Annotated in this window: 15 protein-coding genes and 1 tRNA gene; 9 read left to right on the top strand and 7 right to left on the bottom strand. The window is 32.3% G+C overall.

The features are described from left to right. The 3 genes from infB to rimP all read right to left on the bottom strand — a co-directional run. Positions 1–2,823 (bottom strand): translation initiation factor IF-2 (gene infB / locus ITB9_RS13260; protein WP_082396228.1); only part of this gene is annotated, 2,823 nt, incomplete at its 3' end. A 40-nt stretch (positions 2,824–2,863) separates the two neighbouring features. Continuing rightward, the gene (gene nusA / locus ITB9_RS13255; RefSeq protein WP_028289344.1) at positions 2,864–4,096 is read right to left on the bottom strand and encodes a transcription termination factor NusA; all 1,233 of its coding nucleotides are present in this window, start codon (positions 4,094–4,096) and stop codon (positions 2,864–2,866) included. A gap of 13 nt (positions 4,097–4,109) precedes the next feature. Continuing rightward, positions 4,110–4,571: a ribosome assembly cofactor RimP gene (gene rimP, locus ITB9_RS13250; RefSeq protein ID WP_054852615.1), complete on the bottom strand. Its 462-nt coding sequence runs from the start codon at positions 4,569–4,571 to the stop codon at positions 4,110–4,112. A gap of 162 nt (positions 4,572–4,733) precedes the next feature. Between rimP and ITB9_RS13245 the strand changes: the two genes are divergently transcribed. Next, a complete protein-coding gene (locus ITB9_RS13245) occupies positions 4,734–5,561 on the top strand; it encodes a universal stress protein (protein WP_054852614.1) in 828 nt (275 codons plus the stop codon). A gap of 52 nt (positions 5,562–5,613) precedes the next feature. Here the strand turns inward: ITB9_RS13245 and ITB9_RS13240 are convergent. Then, a tRNA-Gln gene (locus tag ITB9_RS13240) sits at positions 5,614–5,687 on the bottom strand. Positions 5,688–5,838: 151 nt separating this feature from the next. Between ITB9_RS13240 and ITB9_RS13235 the strand changes: the two genes are divergently transcribed. Then, on the top strand, positions 5,839–9,147 hold the full coding sequence (locus ITB9_RS13235) for a DUF2723 domain-containing protein (RefSeq protein WP_054852613.1): 3,309 nt from the start codon (positions 5,839–5,841) through the stop codon (positions 9,145–9,147). Then, the gene (locus ITB9_RS13230; protein WP_054852612.1) at positions 9,148–9,774 is read left to right on the top strand and encodes a polysaccharide deacetylase family protein; all 627 of its coding nucleotides are present in this window, start codon (positions 9,148–9,150) and stop codon (positions 9,772–9,774) included. Here the strand turns inward: ITB9_RS13230 and ITB9_RS13225 are convergent. Both ITB9_RS13225 and ITB9_RS13220 read right to left on the bottom strand, forming a co-directional pair. Continuing rightward, positions 9,771–10,067, bottom strand: coding sequence for a co-chaperone YbbN (locus tag ITB9_RS13225; RefSeq protein ID WP_054852611.1), 297 nt, complete (start codon positions 10,065–10,067; stop codon positions 9,771–9,773). The two genes, ITB9_RS13230 and ITB9_RS13225, sit on opposite strands and share 4 nt — an antisense overlap. A 52-nt stretch (positions 10,068–10,119) precedes the next feature. Further along, positions 10,120–11,349: a metallophosphoesterase gene (locus ITB9_RS13220; protein WP_054852610.1), complete on the bottom strand. Its 1,230-nt coding sequence runs from the start codon at positions 11,347–11,349 to the stop codon at positions 10,120–10,122. A 174-nt stretch (positions 11,350–11,523) separates the two neighbouring features. Here ITB9_RS13220 and ITB9_RS13215 point away from each other — a divergent pair, with 174 nt between their 5' ends. From ITB9_RS13215 to ITB9_RS13195, 5 genes are all read left to right on the top strand, one after another. Then, positions 11,524–13,188 carry an MFS transporter gene (locus ITB9_RS13215; RefSeq protein ID WP_054852609.1) on the top strand — a complete coding sequence of 555 codons (1,665 nt, stop codon included), beginning with the start codon at positions 11,524–11,526 and terminating at the stop codon, positions 13,186–13,188. Positions 13,189–13,315: 127 nt separating this feature from the next. Continuing rightward, on the top strand, positions 13,316–13,999 hold the full coding sequence (locus ITB9_RS13210; protein WP_054852608.1) for a hypothetical protein: 684 nt from the start codon (positions 13,316–13,318) through the stop codon (positions 13,997–13,999). Positions 14,000–14,002: 3 nt separating this feature from the next. Continuing rightward, positions 14,003–14,653: a hypothetical protein gene (locus ITB9_RS15690; protein ID WP_054852607.1), complete on the top strand. Its 651-nt coding sequence runs from the start codon at positions 14,003–14,005 to the stop codon at positions 14,651–14,653. Continuing rightward, on the top strand, positions 14,632–15,411 hold the full coding sequence (locus ITB9_RS13200) for a sensor histidine kinase (RefSeq protein ID WP_054852606.1): 780 nt from the start codon (positions 14,632–14,634) through the stop codon (positions 15,409–15,411). Before ITB9_RS15690 ends, ITB9_RS13200 begins: the two co-directional genes overlap by 22 nt. Then, a complete protein-coding gene (locus tag ITB9_RS13195) occupies positions 15,408–16,052 on the top strand; it encodes a response regulator transcription factor (RefSeq protein WP_028289353.1) in 645 nt (214 codons plus the stop codon). Before ITB9_RS13200 ends, ITB9_RS13195 begins: the two co-directional genes overlap by 4 nt. Before the next feature lie 92 nt (positions 16,053–16,144). On the opposite strand, the gene ITB9_RS13190 is transcribed toward ITB9_RS13195, so the two are convergent. After that, positions 16,145–16,492 (bottom strand): hypothetical protein, encoded by a 348-nt coding sequence (locus tag ITB9_RS13190; protein WP_054852605.1) that lies wholly within the window; start codon positions 16,490–16,492, stop codon positions 16,145–16,147. A gap of 416 nt (positions 16,493–16,908) precedes the next feature. Between ITB9_RS13190 and polA the strand changes: the two genes are divergently transcribed. Beyond that, positions 16,909–19,761 (top strand): DNA polymerase I, encoded by a 2,853-nt coding sequence (gene polA / locus ITB9_RS13185; protein ID WP_054852604.1) that lies wholly within the window; start codon positions 16,909–16,911, stop codon positions 19,759–19,761.

The raw sequence follows: 19,761 nt of genomic DNA, 5'->3' as shown, positions 1-19,761 counted from the left end.
GCATACATTATACGAAGTTATACGAATTGATTTATTTAAGTTTTTCTTTACTTCTACTTCATGGAATGCTTCAATTACGTCTCCGACATTAATGTCGTTGTAATTCTTAATCTGCATACCACAATCATATCCTTTAGAAACTTCTTTAGCATCGTCTTTAAAACGTTTTAACGAAGCTAATTCACCTGTATAAGCTACTACTCCATCTCTAATTAAACGTATTTGAGAGTTTCTAAATATTTTTCCATTCATTACCATACAACCTGCAATAGTACCAACTTTAGAAACTTTGAAGATTTCTCTAATTTCAGCAGTACCAGTAACCTCTTCTTTAACTTCTGGAGATAACATCCCTTCCATAGCGTCTTTAAGATCGTTAATTGCGTCGTAAATAATTGAATAAGTTCTGATATCTACTTCTTCTCTATCTGCAATTGTTCTTGCATTTCCAACAGGACGAACATTAAATCCAATAATAATGGCATCTGATGCTGTCGCTAGCAATACATCACTTTCAGTAATTGCACCAACACCTTTATGAAGGATGTTAACTTGAATCTCTTCAGTGGATAGTTTTTGGAACGAATCTGTTAATGCTTCAACAGAACCATCCACATCTCCTTTAAGGATAATATTAAGCTCTTTAAACGTTCCTAAAGCAATACGACGACCAATTTCGGCTAACGTTAATGTTTTAGTTGTTCTAACGTCTTGTTCACGTTGTAACTGTGTACGCTTAGTTGCTATTTGCTTAGCTTCACGCTCGTCTGCAAATACATTAAACTTATCACCTGCTTGAGGCGCTCCGTCTAAACCTAAAACAGATACAGGAGTTGATGGTCCAGCTTCTTCAATGTCATGACCTCTTTCGTCATGCATGGCTTTAACTTTTCCACTATTTTTACCTGCTAATAGATAATCTCCTACACGCAATGTTCCTGCTTGAACTAATACTGTAGATACATAACCTCTACCTTTATCTAAATACGCTTCAACAACAGTACCTACTGCTGGTTTATTTGGATTTGCTTTAAGCTCTAATAATTCTGCTTCAAGTAATACTTTTTCTAATAATTCTTTAACACCTGTACCTACTTTGGCCGAAATATCATGAGATTGAATTTTTCCTCCCCAATCTTCAACTAGTAAGTTCATTTGTGCTAAACCTTCTTTAATCTTTTCTGGATTAGCATGTGGTTTATCAATCTTGTTAATTGCAAATACAATTGGTACACCAGCCGCTTGAGCGTGAGATATCGCTTCTTTTGTTTGAGGCATTATATCATCATCGGCTGCTGCTACAATAATAGCAATATCTGTTACTTGAGCACCACGAGCACGCATGGCTGTAAAGGCCTCGTGACCTGGTGTATCAAGGAATGCTATTTTTTGTCCATTATCTAATTGTACACCATAAGCACCAATGTGCTGTGTGATACCTCCAGACTCTCCTGCAATTACATTTTCTTTACGTATGTAATCTAATAAAGAGGTTTTACCGTGATCTACGTGTCCCATTACAGTTACGATAGGTGCACGAGATTTTAAATCTTCTGGCTTATCTTGAACTTCTTCAATAGACTCTTCAATATCAGCTGTTACAAATTCGGTTTTATAACCAAATTCTTCAGCTACGATAGCTAATGTTTCAGCATCTAAACGCTGATTCATAGTAACCATCATACCAAGAGACATACATGCAGATATAATTTTTGTTACTGGAACATCCATCATAGTAGCTACTTCGTTTGCAGTAACAAACTCTGTAACTTTAAGTATTTTACTTTCTGCTGCTTCGATTTGTTGATCGATTTCAGTCTGCTCTCTATGCTGATCTCTTTTATCTCTTCTATACTTAGCACCTTTACCTTTAGAAGACTTACCTTGAAGTTTCTCTAAAGTTTCACGTACTTGTCTTTTAACATCCTCTTCGCTAGGCTCTGCTTTAACAATAGTTTTACGACCACCTGGTTTTCTACCTTTAAATCTATCATTTCCTCTTGATGGTCCTGATCCTTTACGGTTGTTATCACCTGGTTTTGAGATACGACGACGCTTTCTTTTATTTGCGTTATCATCTTTTTTAGGATCCTCTTTTTTCTTTTTAGGCTTATTAAACTGAGATAAATCAATTTTATCACCTGCAATTTTAGGACCCGAAAGTTTGGTGTATTTTGTTTTAAGCTTTTCTTCTACTGGAGCTTTGCTTTCTTCTTCTTTAGCCACAACCTTTTTAATTGGTGTTTTAGCTACAGGTTTAACCTCAGTTTTAACTTTAGGTTTAGCATCTGATTTAGCTTCAACTTTAGGAGTCACTTTGTTTGGTGAAGTTTTTTGCTCTTGAGCTTTTGGTGCTTCTTTTTTAGACGGAGTATTTTGGTCTGCTTTTTTAGCGACTTTTTTACCAGTGTCTAAATCTATTTTACCAACAGGCTTAAGCTTGGATATAGATTTAGAAGCCTTAATCACTTCTTCCTCTTTTCTTTTCTTTTCCTTAGCTTCTTGCTCTGCTATAGCAGCTTTGGCTGCTCTTGCAGCTTTAGCAGCATCTTCAGCTTTTTGCTTTTCTGCTAGCTCTTTTTCGCGTTTAATACGCAGCTCTTCCTTCTCTTTATTCTTAGCTTCGTTAACTTCTTGTGATGCCATTTTCTTGTTAGCATCAGTTTGAAATTCGTCAGAAAGAATACTGTAAGTTTTCTCTGAAATTTTGGTAGTCGGTCGCTTCTCGATCTCCACACCTTTAGAGTCCAAAAACTCTACAGCGCGATCAAGAGAGATGTTAAGCTCACGTAATACCTTATTTAATCTAATTGTTTCAGCCATAAATTGCCTTTAACCTTTTCTTTTTTTTCTCAAATATATGTTAATCTTCGAATTCTTCCTTAAGAATTCTAATAACATCTAAAATTGTTTCTTCTTCTAAGTCTGTTCTTTTTACTAAATCTGCCACATCTTGTTCTAAAATGCTTTTGGCTGTATCAAGACCAGCTTTACTAAATTCTGAAATAATCCAGCTATCGATTTCATCAGAAAATTCGCTTAATTCAACATCTTCTTCAGCACCTTCTCTTAACACGTCTATTTCATAACCTGTTAATTGTCCTGCTAATCTAATGTTGTGACCACCACGTCCAATAGCTTTACTTACTTCTTCTGGCTTTAAGATAGCTTCTGCACGTTTATTTTCTTCATCAATTTTAATTGATGTTACTCTTGCAGGACTTAATGCTCTAGTAATGTAAAGTTGTAAATTGGTTGTGTAATTAATAACGTCAATGTTTTCGTTACCAAGCTCACGAACAATTCCGTGTATTCTTGATCCCTTCATACCTACACAAGCTCCAACTGGATCAATTCTATCGTCATAAGAATCTACAGCTACTTTAGCTTTGTCACCTGGAATACGAACAACGTTTTTGATTGTAATTAAACCATCAAAAACTTCTGGAATTTCAGATTCGAATAATTTTTCTAAGAACTTAGGTGATGTTCTTGACATGATAATTGCTGGCTTATTTCCTTTAAGTTCAACACTATCAATAACACCTCTTACGTTATCTCCTTTTCTAAAAAAGTCAGATGGTATTTGTTTATCTTTTGGTAAGATGATTTCGTTACCTTCATCATCTAATAAAATTACTGCTCTGTGACGAATATGATGTACTTCTGCTGTATATAAGTCTCCAACTAACTCTTGGAATTGCTTAAACACATTAGTATTATCATGCTCGTGTATTTTAGAAATTAAGTTTTGGCGTAATGCTAAAATAGCACGACGTCCTAAATCTATTAATTTCACTTCTTGAGACACATCTTCTCCTACTTCAAAATCTGGCTCGATTTTTCTAGCTGCACTTAATGATATTTCTTGATTTGGTTCTTCTACTTCACCATCTGCAACAACGATTCTGTTTCTCCAAATTTCTAAATCTCCTTTATCTGGGTTTATAATAATATCAAAATTATCGTCATCTCCAAATTTTTTCTTTAATGCATTTCTAAATACATCCTCCAAAATAGCCATTAAGGTGACACGATCTATTAATTTATCGTCTTTGAATTCTGAAAAAGATTCAATTAACGCTATATTTTCCATAACTCTATTTGAATTAAAATTTTATTATAACTTTTGCCTCTACAACATTGTTGTAAGCAATTTTTTCTGTTTTACTTACGGTAACTTTACCTTTACCTATCGGTTTTGGCTCTCTGGCTTTCCACTGTAACGTAAATGTTTCGTTATTTACTTCAGTTAAAGTCCCTTCAAATTTACCATCATTAGTTGTAACACCCAAGTTACGTCCAATATGTTTTGGATATTGTCTTGATAAGGTTAATGGTGCAGCTGCTCCTGCAGACATAACTTCTAGCGCAAAATCATGCTCTTCTCTATCTATGTTATGCTCTATTGCACGACTTACAAACATACAATCCTCTACTCTAACACCTTCATCTCCATCAATAATGATTTTAATCTCATTGTTTCCTACTACGCTAAAATCTATTAAAAATAAATCGTTGCGTTCTGTTAAGGCGTCTTGTAATAATTTTTTTACTATTTCTATAAACATTTCTAAGTATAAAAAGAGGGGACTTTTAGTCCCCTCAATTTTCGTTTTTCTCTATCAACGCTGCAAATATACATTTTTTTATTGATTTTCATAGCTTTTTAAAAGTCATTTTTTATTACTAACTTTATAATAAGTTCTTTACAAACCAACTACATCTTTATTATGAAAAAACTACTAGTACCAACTGACTTTTCTGGAGAAGCTGAAAACGCATTAAAAGTGGCAGCACAATTGGCAAAAAAATATGATTGCGAAATTATTTTACTTCACATGATTGAGCTACCATTAAACCAAATAAGTACAGAAATGACGTCACCTGAAAATCTTCCTGAAGCACTGTTTTTTATGAAATTAGCGCATCAAAAATTTGAAACGGAAATCAATAATGAGTATTTAAAAGATATTACAATTAGTGAAACTGTAGAATTTAACGAAGTCTCTAAAGGTATACTAGATGCTTGCGAAAAATACGATGTTGATTTAATTGTAATGGGATCTCATGGTATTGAGCAGCAAAAAGATTTATTTGTAGGTTCAAACACAGAAAAAGTTGTACGTACTTCCAGTATACCTGTTTTGGTTATCAAAAATACACACGAGCATTTTGATATCAAAGAATTTGTTTTTGCTTCTGATTTTAACAATGACAATAAAGAAACCTACATGCAAGCCATAAAGTTAGCAAATCTATTTGACGCTAAAATACACTTATTAAACGTCAACACACCTAGCAACTTTACAACTACTGCAGCATCAAAGGTTAGAATGCTAGAATTTACTGAACAAACCACATTTGACAATTACACGATAAATATTTATAATGACAATACTGTTGAAAAAGGAATTTTAAACTTTTCTAGAATTGTTGATGCCGACTTAATTGGGATAAGCACACATGGAAGACAAGGTATTTCTCACTTTTTAAACGGTAGTATTAGCGAAGATTTAGTGCATCACGCTAATAGACCAGTCGTTACATTTAAAATATAGCTTAAAACTGATATAAAATAAAAAAGCTTCCTTAAAAAGGAAGCTTTTTTTGTTGGCCCACTAGGTTTCGAACCTAGACTCTTCGGTACCAAAAACCGATGTGTTAGCCAGTTACACCATGGGCCAATCTCGTATTGAGGATGCAAATTTAAGACAAATATTAATACTTGCAAATTTTTTTTAAAAAAAATAATAATAAAAAGCTAACGTTAACATAAAAGCGACTTCTGTAACATAATAATTACTAAATTCGCCTCACATAATAAACCAATAATTTATGACGTCTTTAAACTTTAAAAAATGGAACTTAATTTTAAGTTGGTTCGCTTTTTTAATTGCTCTTATTACTTATACTTTAACAGCCGAACCTACAGTAAGCTATTGGGATGCTGGAGAATACATTCTTACATCCTCAAAACTTCAAGTTGGTCATCCTCCAGGAGCACCTTTGTTTCAAATGTTTGGAGCAGTGTTTTCAGTGTTTGCTTTTGATGCTTCACAAATTGGTTTTTTAATGAATATGATGAGTGCTGTGTCTAGTGCATTTGCTATTTTATTTATGTTTTGGACCATAATTTTATTATTAGAAAAAATAATTGGTAACCCAGAATTATTAAAAAAAGGACAAAAAATAGCAGTTTTAGGTAGTGCTTTTGTTGGAAGCTTAGCTTTTGCGTTTACCGATTCGTTTTGGTTTAATGCTGTTGAAACCGAAGTTTATGCTATGGCAACCTTAATTATGGCAGTTATGTTTTACTTAGGTTTACGCTGGGAAAAAGATATGCACCAACCTAGAGGTAACCGATGGTTAATATTAATTGCTTTTGTTGTTGGATTATCTTTTGGTATTCACTTTATGGGATTATTAACTATTCCTGCAATTGGATTAATATACTTTTTTAAAAATTACAAAATGGTTACGGTTAAAAACTTCATTATTGCTAATATCGTTTCGGTTGCTGTTTTATTATTCGTTTTTAAACTAATGTTCCCTAATGTATTAAGATATTTTAGTGCTTTAGAATTGTTTTTTGTAAACCAAATTGGACTTCCTTTTAATTCAGGATCTATAATTGCTGGTATTTTATTAATTGCAGCCTTTTATTATGGACTTAAATACACTAAAGAAAAACAACTGTACCCATATAACACTGCTATATTGTGCTTGTTATTTGTTTTAATTGGATCTTCTACTTGGTTAATGCTGCCAATTAGAGCCAATGCTAATGTTGTTATTAACGAAAACAATCCATCTAGTGCTAGAGAACTTTTAGCGTATTATAACTTAGAGCAATATCCTGAAACGCACTTGTTTTACGGTCCATTATTTACTGAACAGTACACTGGTTTAGACGAAAACGAACCATATGTAGATGACAAACCTAAATATGAAAAAGACGAAGCTACCGGAACTTACGTAATAGTTAACCAGTATAAAAAAGCAAGACAGAATTATAACTCTGAACAAGCTTCCATTCTTCCAAGAATGTGGAGTGGTGAGAATGCAGAAAACTACATGTTATTTACTGGCTTTTTAGATTTTAGTTTGAAACCTGAATACCAAGGAGAGCAACGTTTAGTACAATCTATGCTTGATTTTAAAAGCGATGTAAACAAAGGGATGATAGATTATGAAGACTATCATAACTTTTTAAAACAGTTTGGTCAATTTATAAATATCGAAAAACCATCATTAGCGACTAACCTCTCTTATTTATTTGAATACCAATTAGGGTATATGTATTGGAGGTATTTTATGTGGAATTTTTCTGGTCGTCAAGATGACCTTCAGGGTCGCTATGACCAACATGGTAATTGGATAAGCGGTATTAAAACTATTGACGAATGGAATTTAGGTCAGTCTCAAGACAATTTACCTACTGATGTAGCAGAAAATAAAGGTAGAAATACGTATTATCTTTTCCCTTTAATTTTAGGGTTAATAGGATTAATGTATTTATTTAATAAAGACAAAAAACTGTTTTGGGTAACCTTAGTATTTTTCTTATTTACTGGTTTAGCCATACAAGTATACACCAACGTAAGACCATTTGAGCCTAGAGAACGTGATTATTCTGTAGTAGGATCCTTTTACGTTTTTGCTTTATGGATTGGTTTAGGTGTCTATGCTATTTTTGACTTATTAAAAAGTTATGTATCTGCTAAAGTATTAGCACCTGCAGTTTCGCTTATATGCTTATTATTAGTACCTGCTATTTTAGCCTCTCAAAACTGGGATGACCATGATAGATCAGGAAAATATACAGCATTAGCTATGGCTAAAAAATATTTAGATTCTTGTGGTGAAAACGGAATACTCTTTTCAATTGGAGATAATGACACCTTTGCATTATGGTATGCTCAAGAAATTGAAAACTATCGCACAGATGTACGTGTCGTTAATACTAGTTTATTTCAAACAGATTGGTACATAGATCAAATGAAGCGTAAAGCTTATGAAAGTGATCCAATCCCATCTAAATTAACACATGACAAGTACAAACATGGTACTAGAGATTACTTAATAAAGCGATTAAGATCTAAAGACACTTTAGACATTAACACTTTTATGAATTTTATATCTAGTGATGAGCCTAAAACAAAGCTTAGCTATGCATTAATTCAAGAAGGAGAAGACCCTAGCAACTATCCTGATCAGTATTTAAACACTAATTATTTTCCTGTAGAAAATATTAGAGTCCCTGTTGACAAAGAATCTGTACTAGAAAACAAGATAGTAAAAGCTAAAGACGCAGATCTAATTGAAGATTATTTAGATGTAAAAATAACAGATAATGCAATAACTAAAAACAGACTACTAATGTTAGATATTGTGGCCAACAATAATTGGGAACGTCCTATATATTTTACTGGAGGCGCATTTAGCGAATCTGATTATATATGGATGAAAGACTACCTACAATTAGATGGTATGGTTTACAAATTAGTACCTATAAAAACTCCTGTTGCTCAAGCTAACCCTTTTGACATGGGACGCTTGGATACAGATTTTATGTATAATAAAGTTATTAATTGGGATTGGGGAAATAGCGGAAGCGACAAGATTTATCATGATCCAGAAACAAGACGAAACTCGATTACTTACAGAGGTAATTTAGCTAGACTTATTGAAGCTTTAATTAACGAAGATCAATTAGACAAAGCTGAAGAAATAGCTGACATTGCAATGAAGAACATGCCAGTTGATAAGTTTGGATTCTATACTTTATTAGAACCATTTATTAGTGCCTATTACGAAGTTGGAAATCAAGACAAAGCAAGACAGTTGTTTAAAGATGTAGCTGTAAAATATCAAGAGAACTTAAAATACTACAGCACATTAACTAGAGACAATCAAGACAAGAATTTTACCGAAATACTTACAGATATTGAACGTTATAAAGCGTTGGTAGACGTTTTGGTGGAATATGATAAAACATTTGCTAAAGAAGAGTCTATGAACTTTACAAACTATCTTGAATTGTTCAAACAATATTATGATAGTCAACCAGAAGCTGAAACTGCTCCTATTAGAACAGATCAAGATTTATTACAACAGTTAGATACTGTTATTAAAAGCGAATAAATGCCTTTTTTTCCAGTAAAAACACCAAAATTTATTCAACGCCTTTTTCCAAATTACCTTTGGAAAAAGGCGTCTTTATCTAAAACCATTTATTTAACTTTTGATGATGGTCCAACGCCTGAAATTACACAATGGACTTTAGACACACTAAAACATTACAATGCAAAAGCTACGTTTTTTTGCATTGGAGATAACGTCAAAAAACATCCTAGTATTTTTGACAATCTTATTAAGGAAGGACACACTATAGGTAATCATACTTTTAATCATCTTAAAGGCTGGAACACAAACACTGAAGATTATATTAATAATACCGAAAAAGCACAAGAAGCTATTAATCCAAAACACAAGCATCTATTTAGACCTCCATTTGGTAAAATTAAGCGCAGACAAGCCAAATTACTTATTAATAAAGGTTATAAAATTGTTATGTGGAGCGTATTGTCTTACGATTGGGAAGTTAGTGTAAGTCAAGAAAAGTGCTTAAAAAATGTACTTAAGAACACCTCATCAGGAAGTATTGTGGTGTTTCATGATAGCGTTAAAGCTTCAAAAAACATGCAATATGCATTACCTAAAATGCTAGATCATTTTAGTAAAAAAGGCTATCAGTTTAAATCGCTTTAAATATATTGTTTTAAGATAGTAATCAAATCATTTGCTTCTTGGTCACCACTGTGACGCCATTTCATTTCGCCATTTTTATAAATAATTAAAGTAGGTAATCCCTTAACTCTTAAAGCTTCAGATAGCACTTTGTTTTTATCGATATCTATTTTAATAATTTTAGCTTGATTACCAAATGCTAAAGCTACATCTTTCAGTATAGGATGCATTGCTTTAGAGGCATCACTCCACTCTGCAAAAAAGTCTAGCAATACAGGAACATCGGCATCTATTAATTCTCCAAATTTTGACATACACTTATAATTTAGTTACAGCGTATTACTAAAATATAAAATTTAAAATAAACTAAGCTATTTGCTTACCTTTTTTAAGCTCTATAACAGTAATTTCTGGCCATATACCTAAACGTCCAGGATATGCAAGATATCCAAAACCTCTGTTTACATTTATATACTGTCCTTTATCTTGATAGATTCCAGCCCAATGTTTATAACGCCATTTTACAGGACTCCATTTTATCCAACCAGGAATTTCTATTCCAAATTGCATACCATGCGTGTGACCACTTAGAGTTAAATGATAATGATCTTTGTGTGAAATAACCTTTTCATCCCAATGAGAAGGGTCATGAGACATTAATATTTTAAAATCGTCAGATTGTATTGATGCAGAAGCTTTGTCTAAATCACCTGCTTTTTTAAAACCTCCTTTTCCCCAATTTTCAACACCAACTAAGGCTAAACGTTGTCCATTTTTTTCGATGTAACGGTTTTCATTTAATAACAAATCAAAACCCATCTCCTTTTGGATAGTTATTAATTCGTCTAAATTAGCTTTCTTTTCTTGTTCTGTCTCCCAATCTACATAATCACCATAATCATGATTACCAAGCACAGAAAACACACCATCTTTTGCACTTAACTTAGCAAAGGTATCTTTCCAGTCATACATTTCTGACGCCTTATTATTAACCAAATCTCCTGTAAATAAAATAGCATCTCCTTGTTGTTGGTTAACTAAATCTACAGCATAATTTATTTTTTCTTTATTATCAAAACTCCCAGAATGAATATCACTTATGTGAGTTAATTTATAACCATCAAAAGCCTCAGGTAAATCTTCAAAATGTAAAGTGTATTTTAGCACTTTATAATTATAGCGACCTTTATACATTCCGTACAACAAACCAGAAAATGGGATAGCTGCTAAACCTAATGCGACTTGACTAATAAATTTACGTCGCGATGGTAAGTATAATGACTCCTTAGTAATAAAAAACCTATCATATAAAGCAATAAATGAACGGATAATATCCTCACCAATTAGTAATGGAGTTATTACCAAATTAAAAGCCATAAAAGACAACATAAAACCAATTGCATAAGCTCTTCCTCCTGAAATTACACGACCTTCACCAGGTGTAGAAAATTGATAAATAATATTAGCTGCTACTAAAAAAGCTACAGCAAAAAACAAATAGTGTGTCCAGCTAGCTTTAAATACTGTTTTAATGGCTTGATAGCCATAAACAGTAAAAACAACATATATAATTGCAAGTATAATAAAACGCGTCATAGTCTAATTTATATACAAAATTAACTATTACAAAATTTAAAAATCTTATTATATTGTTAAACGTTAAATTATTAAAATCAGATTTATTGAGTCACTTTACTATGTAAATGAGTAACAAGTATTATTAACCAAAACAGATTTATGTCTATATTTAGACAAATAAAAATTAACTAAATGAACAACCAAAACAACAAATCGGCTTTAGCCACTTTAGTCACTGTCTTCTTTTTTTGGGGATTTATAGCTGCTTCAAACGGAGTTTTTATTCCGTTTTCAAAAACTTATTTTAATATAGATCAATTCCAATCTCAATTAGTAGACTTTGCTTTTTATGGTGCTTACTACATAGGAGCTTTATTGTTGTTTGTGATTTCAAGCTCAATTAAAAAAGACATTTTAAATGCTTGGGGTTATAAAAAAGGAATTATTTACGGACTATTACTATCTGCAGTTGGTGCATTTGTTATGTATCCAGCAACTGCAGGAGCAGAACAAGGACAAACTAGTGTGTTTTATTTTGTACTAATTGCTTTATTTATTGTTGGATTAGGATTTTCGTTACAACAAACCTCAGCAAATCCTTTTGCAATTGCCTTAGGTGATCCAAAAACGGGTTCTCACAGATTAAATTTAGCTGGTGGTATTAACTCTTTCGGAACCATGATTGGACCTATTGTTGTAGCTTTTATAATTTTTGGGTCTGCACCAATATCTGGAGAAGAATTAACAGACATGATTAAAAACAATCAAATTAAATTAACCACTGTACAAGCATTGTACCTTGGTGTTGGAGTATTGTTTTTAGTTGCTGCTGCATTATTTCATTTTTCAAAAAAATTACCTGCACTACAATCTGAAACCGCTTTTGAACCTGCTAACAAAGCCAAAAACTTACTGATATTTTTAACATTAATAATTATTGGTTGTTTTGGTTATATTTTTAGTACTTACACAGGAAATCAAACCGTATCAACAACCACAGAAAACATCAGATTAACTTTATTAATTGTCGCATTAATTGCAGTTATTGGTTGCTTATTATTTGCTTACTCAAGATCTGCCAAAAAACCCGAAGGCTGGGGAGCAATGAAATACCCTCAGTTAGTATTAGGAATGCTAGCTATTTTTACTTACGTTGGCGTAGAAGTAACTGTTGGTAGTAATTTAGGCGAATTATTAAAACAGTCTATTAACGGAAGTAATCTTAACACCTTGGGCTTACCAACTTTAAACGATGCTCAAATAGCACCTTTTGTATCGCTTTATTGGGGAGGATTAATGGTTGGTCGTTGGGTTGGATCTATAACTGTTTTTAATCCAAGTAAAGGATTAAAAAAATGGCTTCTAATTATTGTACCTTATATTGCGTTTGGTGTAATATTGTTAGTCAATTTTGGTAAATACTCCATCCATCAAATCTTATTTTTTGCCATTTGTATTGCTGTACAAATTGGAGGTTTCTTTTTAGCAAAAGACAATCCAGTAAAAACTTTAAAAATATTTAGCCTTTTTGGTGTTTTAGCCATTATAATTGGTTTAATAAGCACAGGTAATGTTGCGCTATTTGCATTTTTATCTGGTGGTTTATTTTGTTCAATAATGTGGCCTTGTATATTTACACTAAGTATTGCAGGATTAGAAAAATACACCTCACAAGGATCCGCCTTTTTAATCATGATGATTTTAGGAGGTGCTATTATACCTCCTTTACAAGGTAAATTGGCAGATGTATTTGGTATACAACAGTCGTATATTGTTGCAGTTTTATGTTTTGCTTATCTTTTGTTTTTTGCTTTTAGAGCTAAAACCGTTTTGGACAAACAAGGTGTAACTTATTAAAGTGATTCTGTTTTTTTAGGTCATTTAACCCTATAAAATAGGTTCAATAGTTTTCAAAGTACCACAATCCATTTGTTTCTTTGCAAAACAAATTAACAATCAACCAATTATATTAAAAAAACAAATTATGATTTCAACCATTTTATTAATTATTACAATTATAGCCTTTGGTATTTATGTTTTTAAAAATCCTCCAAATCGTATTGTGGCACCTCAAAATATATCGGTGACACCAAATACAGCGGTCACATCAAATACAAGTACTTCGACTAAAATATGTATGGATTACTCTGATGAAACAATGAATACTCTAGAAACAGACTTAATCAGAAATATGGTTGGTGGGTATAGAAAAAATCAACTTGTCCATATAAATGCAGCAGAAAAATTTAGCGACGCGCATTCTATATGGTTTGATTTAGTGACTCTTAAAAAGTTTATTTACCATATAGAATATCAAGCATTAGATAAAGACAATACTATAAATCCTGAAAACTTAGGTCTTCGTATCTATTATTCACGTTACCCTGATGAAATACCAGGTGAATACACTGATTTACAAGATGTTCAAGAAGATTACGCAAAGCATCATACTCTTATTGCCATACCTACCAATAGAAGAAAGGAAACAACTACCAACATAGACTTCAACCCTTTAGACCCCGACACCTTTTGGGAAGGTATACCTTCAAACTACACAGGGCCAATTGCTTCTTTACCTTTAACAAAATCTTCTCAAAACCAATTAACTGGAGCTCAAAATCATGGAAGTTTAATTCCTCCAGGTAATACATCAGGTTTATTTATTTAAAATATGTTAGAATATTATTCTTTTTTAGGTGATATATTACTAGGGATAGAGTTTCTCTCTGCCCTAGTTGCTATTATATATTTTAGAAGATTAAAACACAGCTATTGGAGGTTCTTAGCTATTTACTTAGTATTTATTTTTATTCAAGAGTTGTTTTGGAAATTCAACTCTTCTTTAGCAATTATAAGAAAACAAGACTATTATCTGTTTTTTGGCATTCCTGTTCAATATATATTCTTATTCTGGTTATATGCGCTAAAATCTTTAAAGAATAAAAAAATGTTTCTAATTTGCTTGATACTCTATTCTACTTCATTCATTCCTTTAACATTAAAAGTAGATAAAATAAATGTAGTATATTCATTGAACTTAACTATTGGCACAATATTACTATCAATATTAGTCGTGTTAGAATTTTTGAAACAGATTAAAAACGATGATATATTAAAATTTAAAGAAAACAAGATGTTTTACATAAATTTGGGAGTCATATTCTTTTATATAGGTACATATCCGCTTTTTTCTTTTTATGATTATTTATCAAAATCTTTAACAACCATTTGGAATTATTATTATTTATATTTTTTAATTTCTAATTGTATTATGTATTTATTATTTTCAGCTTCATTCATATGGGGGAAAACTCAATCATAACATCCTTAGTTTTATTTAATATCATTTTTCTAGCTTTCATTACTGGAATCATAATTTTTATTCGGGAATATCGAATAAAAAAGAAAACTCATTTAAAACAAATAGAAACTATTGACGAGACTCACAAACAAGAACTTCTAGAAACTCAAGTCGAAATACAAATGCAGACCATGCAACATATTGGACGAGAGATACACGACAATATTGGTCAAAAATTAACACTTGCTAGCTTATACACTCAACAATTAGCTTTTGAAAATAAAGCCCCTCAGGTTAATAAATGTATTGAAAACATTGGAGGCATTATAAATGAATCACTCTCTGAATTAAGAAGGCTATCCAAATCTTTAACTGACAATTCAATTGAAATCCATTCAATTTCTGAATTAATAGAGAATGAATGCGAAAAAATTAACGCATTAAAAAAATGTGTGGTTCACTTCACAAAAGATTCAAAAACTAAAATTGAATCTTATCAAATTAAAAGTATTATATTTAGAATAACTCAAGAGTTTTTACAAAATAGTATCAAGCATGCTAATTGTGAAAACATCTTTGTTTTATTAAAAAATACTGACAATATATTGGTTTTAATTCTAAAAGACGACGGAAAAGGTTTTAATACAAATGCATTAAATTCCGAAGGAATTGGGTTAAAAAACATAAAAAAGAGAACCGAATTAATAGGTGGTCAATATAAGCTAGAAAGCCTGGATCAAAAAGGAACAACATTAACCATAGAAATTCCTATCAAATGAAACGTAGTATTGTAATTATAGACGACCATGTTTTAATAGCAAATGCATTAAGCGGTATAATATCTAATTTTAATCAATTTGAAGTTTTATATGTTTGTGAAAATGGTCAAGATTTTCAGGATAAATTAAAAGAAAAGCATCCTGTACCAGATTTGGTGCTATTAGATATTAGCATGCCTATTATGGATGGTTTTGAAACTGCAAAATGGCTTAAAACAACACATCCAAATGTATTAATAATGGCATTAAGCATGCAAGATGATGATGATAGCCTAATTAAAATGATTAAAAATGGAGCTAAAGGGTATATGCTAAAAAATGTACATCCTACAGAGCTTGAAATAGCCCTAAATACAATTGCTAATAAAGGACATTACTTTCCTGAATGGGCAGCAAGTAAAATTTTTACAAGCATAAGTGACGATGCTATTGATGCTAAATTAAAGATTAAAATTTCTGATCGTGAAACCGAGTTTCTGAAGTACACTATCACAGAAATGACTTACAAAGAGATTTCAGAAAAAATGTTTTGCAGTCCCAGAACAGTTGAAAATTATAGAGATAGTTTATTTGAAAAATTAGAACTTAAAACCAGAGTTGGGTTAGCTGTTTATGCACTTAAAAATGGGTATACGGAGTAATTGTTATTAAAATAAATCAAAACTTAAATTTTAGAATAAAAAAACACTCATCAAAAATGATGAGTGTTTTGTCTTTTGTCTTTAGTCTTTTGTTAGAAACTTTTAGTAACACCTACACTTGTTACTTGATTTTTCCAATCATGTTTAACAGTATAACTAACTGACTTTGGTGGGTTTCCTTTTGCCATAATACCTTCACCATCCATATCTATATCTACATTCCAATTGTTATCAATAGATGTCTTAATGGTTTTGGCTAAACTTTTTAGAAAAGGATCTGGATACGTTTCTAAACACCCTTCTTCAATTGTTGTTAATTTCAAATTGTTAGCTATGTAGCACTTTGGAGATTCTATTAATTTATTCACTTCGTTATCGTATTCGTTTTTTAAAGTTTCTAATCTTTCTTTTACTTGATAAATCTGACTGTTTAAATCCATTGTTTTGTTTTTTAAAATTATTGATTAATATGTATTTCGAAGTACAATACAAATGTCTAAAAATCAAATACTTTAATCCCAAGTGATTTACCGTAAATTATCAGAAGTTATAACCTTATTTATTTAGGTTAATCAACTTAAAATCAGTCAAATCACACATTTAAACATTACTTAATATTAATTTTTAAACATTAATATTGGCCATTACTATTAATACGACTTGATTCTTTTAAAAAATTCTCAATCCTGAAGTTCTTTAATTTTTAAAGAAATTGTAATTTGCAATCGGATTGATTAACTATTAAAATCACCCTATTTTGTCTTCTCAAATACAGACCATTGCTAGCAATAACTATATAGCATTGTGTAACTGTTACTGAATGGATAAACACTTATAATTTATACTCAAAACAATTATGTCAGATAACAAACGTGTATTTCTAGTCGATGCTTATGCTTTAATTTTCAGAGGGTATTATGCCTTTATTAAAAATCCAAGAATAAACTCCAAAGGAGAAGACACCTCTGCCATAATGGGTTTCATGAACTCGTTATTAGACGTCATAAAACGAGAACGACCAGACCATTTAGCAGTCTGTTTTGACAAAGGCGGAAGTGCAGACCGAGTAGAAATGTTTGAAGCCTACAAAGCCAATCGTGACGAAACTCCTGAAGGTATCAAAACTGCTGTACCTTACATTATGGAGATTTTAAAAGCCATGCACATTCCTATAATATTTAAAGAAGGCTATGAAGCAGATGACGTTATTGGTACCTTATCCAAACAAGCCGAAAAAGAGGGTTACCAAACCTTTATGGTAACACCTGATAAAGATTTTGCGCAATTAGTAAGCGATAATATTTTTATGTACAGACCTGTTTTTGGAGGTGGTTATGAAACTTGGGGAATCCCAGAAGTACAGAAAAAATTTGAAGTCACAGATCCTTTACAAGTGATTGACTATTTAGGTATGATGGGTGACGCCAGCGATAATATTCCTGGATTACCAGGTGTAGGAGAAAAAACTGCTAAAAAATTCTTGGCAGCTTATGGTAGCATGGAAAACCTATTTGCTAATACCCATGAGCTTAAAGGTAAAATGAAAGAAAAGATTGAAGCCAACCAAGAACTTGGTTTATTATCTAAAAAACTAGCCACAATCATGTTAGATGTCCCTGTTACTTTTAATGCTAAGGATTTTGAGCTTGACCAACCTGACATTCCTAAAGTTACCGAGATTTTTCAAGAATTAGAATTTAGAAGACTTATTGATAATTTCACAAAAACATTTACCTCAGGTGCAGAAGCCACTTCTCTTGCCAATAAAGCTTCCGCAGAAAAAACGCCTAAAGTCACACCAAAAGAAGCAGAAAGTGCTGGAGCTGGACAATTCAATTTATTTGGAGGCGACCCAAATTCCGCAACAGCGACAACAGAAACTGATGCATTTGTTAGAAAAACTGCCGAAAACACCTCACATTTTTACCAAAGCATCGCACCAGGAATGGCAACCAAACTATTTATTAAAAATTTAATGAGCCAAACCAGTGTGTGTTTTGATACCGAAACCACAGGTTTAAACCCTTTAATTGCAGAGTTAGTTGGGATTTCATTTTCATGGGAAGTTGGTAAAGGCTTTTACCTTCCGTTTCCTGAGGACAAAACCGAAGCGCAAGACCTAATCGAAACGCTTAGACCCTTTTTTGAAAGTGAAACCATCCAGAAAATAGGTCAAAATTTAAAATACGACATTAAAGTTTTAGCCAAGTACAACGTACAAGTTAAAGGTCCTTTATTTGACACCATGTTAGCGCATTACCTGATTAATCCAGACATGCGACACAATATGGATATTTTAGCCGAAACCTACTTAAATTATACTCCAATTGCAATCACAGAATTGATTGGTAAAAAAGGAAAAAACCAATTATCAATGCGTGATGTTCCGTTGGAGAAACAAACCGAATATGCGGTTGAAGATGCAGATATTACCTTGCAACTAAAAGAGCATTTTGAAAAAGAGCTAGGCGAGGCCAATACACAAAAGTTATTTACAGACATAGAAGTGCCATTACTACGTGTTTTAGCTGCTATGGAACTGGAAGGTATAAATTTAGACAAAGATTTTTTACAGTCTTTATCTCAAGATTTAAACAAAGATATTGATGCCTTAGTAACTAAAATTTACGACGTTGCTGGAGAAGAATTTAATATTGCCTCACCAAAACAGTTAGGTATTATTTTATTTGAAAAATTAAAATTGGTCGATAAGCCTAAAAAGACCAAAACTGGTCAATACAAAACAGGCGAAGATATTTTATCTGCTTTAGCAAAAGAGCACGAAATTATTCGTAATATTTTAGAATATCGTGGTCTAGCAAAACTAAAAAGCACGTATGTTGATGCTTTACCACTTCAGGTGGAAGAAGCCACTGGACGTGTACACACAGATTATATGCAAACCGTTGCTGCCACAGGACGTTTAAGTAGTAATAATCCTAACTTACAGAATATTCCGATACGTACAGAACGTGGTCGTCAAGTCCGTAAAGCGTTTATCCCTCGTAATGAAGACTACACTTTACTAGCTGCCGATTATAGCCAAATAGAACTGCGTATTATTGCTGCTTTAAGTAAGGAGGAAACCATGATTGAAGCCTTTAAAAATGGCGAAGATATTCACGCGTCTACAGCCTCTAAAGTGTTTGGTGTGCCAATTGAAGAGGTAACTAGAGCACAACGTAGCAACGCTAAAACCGTAAACTTTGGTATTGTATATGGTGTCTCTGCTTTTGGATTAAGTAACCAAACCGATTTATCGCGTGGTGAAGCCAAAGAGCTTATTGATACCTATTACGAAACCTATCCAAAGCTTAAAAAATACATGAGCGAACAAGTAGATTTTGCACGCGATAATGGCTACGTAAAAACCATCTTAGACAGACGTCGTTACCTAAAAGATATTAATTCTAGAAATGCTATGGTACGTAGTGCTGCCGAGCGTAATGCTGTAAATGCACCAATACAAGGTAGTGCTGCAGATATTATTAAAATTGCCATGATAAATATCTATAATAAACTAGAAGCTGGTAATTATAAAACCAAAATGCTACTACAAGTGCATGATGAATTGGTGTTTGATGTTTATAAACCTGAACTTGAGGAAATGACCACTTTAATTAAAACCGAAATGGAAAATGCCTTTAAAATGGAAGTTCCGTTGGATGTTGAGGTAGATACTGGTTTGAATTGGTTGGAGGCGCATTAA

Source organism: Olleya sp. ITB9 (assembly GCF_001315805.1).
Lineage (GTDB): Bacteria > Bacteroidota > Bacteroidia > Flavobacteriales > Flavobacteriaceae > Olleya > Olleya sediminilitoris.
Note: the sequence above shows the minus strand (reverse complement) of the source record. Positions and strands in the feature narration are given on the sequence as shown.

Bases quoted from the DNA above. Each gene is read 5' to 3' on its own strand.
- ITB9_RS15690 (WP_054852607.1), top strand. From the start codon at position 14,003: ATGTTAGAATATTATTCTTTTTTAGGTGATATATTACTAGGGATAGAG.
- rimP (WP_054852615.1), bottom strand. From the start codon at position 4,571: ATGTTTATAGAAATAGTAAAAAAATTATTACAAGACGCCTTAACAGAA.
- ITB9_RS13235 (WP_054852613.1), top strand. From the start codon at position 5,839: ATGACGTCTTTAAACTTTAAAAAATGGAACTTAATTTTAAGTTGGTTC.
- ITB9_RS13230 (WP_054852612.1), top strand. From the start codon at position 9,148: ATGCCTTTTTTTCCAGTAAAAACACCAAAATTTATTCAACGCCTTTTT.
- ITB9_RS13215 (WP_054852609.1), top strand. From the start codon at position 11,524: ATGAACAACCAAAACAACAAATCGGCTTTAGCCACTTTAGTCACTGTC.
- ITB9_RS13220 (WP_054852610.1), bottom strand. From the start codon at position 11,349: ATGACGCGTTTTATTATACTTGCAATTATATATGTTGTTTTTACTGTT.
- ITB9_RS13210 (WP_054852608.1), top strand. From the start codon at position 13,316: ATGATTTCAACCATTTTATTAATTATTACAATTATAGCCTTTGGTATT.
- nusA (WP_028289344.1), bottom strand. From the start codon at position 4,096: ATGGAAAATATAGCGTTAATTGAATCTTTTTCAGAATTCAAAGACGAT.
- ITB9_RS13200 (WP_054852606.1), top strand. From the start codon at position 14,632: ATGGGGGAAAACTCAATCATAACATCCTTAGTTTTATTTAATATCATT.
- ITB9_RS13190 (WP_054852605.1), bottom strand. From the start codon at position 16,492: ATGGATTTAAACAGTCAGATTTATCAAGTAAAAGAAAGATTAGAAACT.
- ITB9_RS13225 (WP_054852611.1), bottom strand. From the start codon at position 10,067: ATGTCAAAATTTGGAGAATTAATAGATGCCGATGTTCCTGTATTGCTA.
- ITB9_RS13195 (WP_028289353.1), top strand. From the start codon at position 15,408: ATGAAACGTAGTATTGTAATTATAGACGACCATGTTTTAATAGCAAAT.
- ITB9_RS13245 (WP_054852614.1), top strand. From the start codon at position 4,734: ATGAAAAAACTACTAGTACCAACTGACTTTTCTGGAGAAGCTGAAAAC.
- polA (WP_054852604.1), top strand. From the start codon at position 16,909: ATGTCAGATAACAAACGTGTATTTCTAGTCGATGCTTATGCTTTAATT.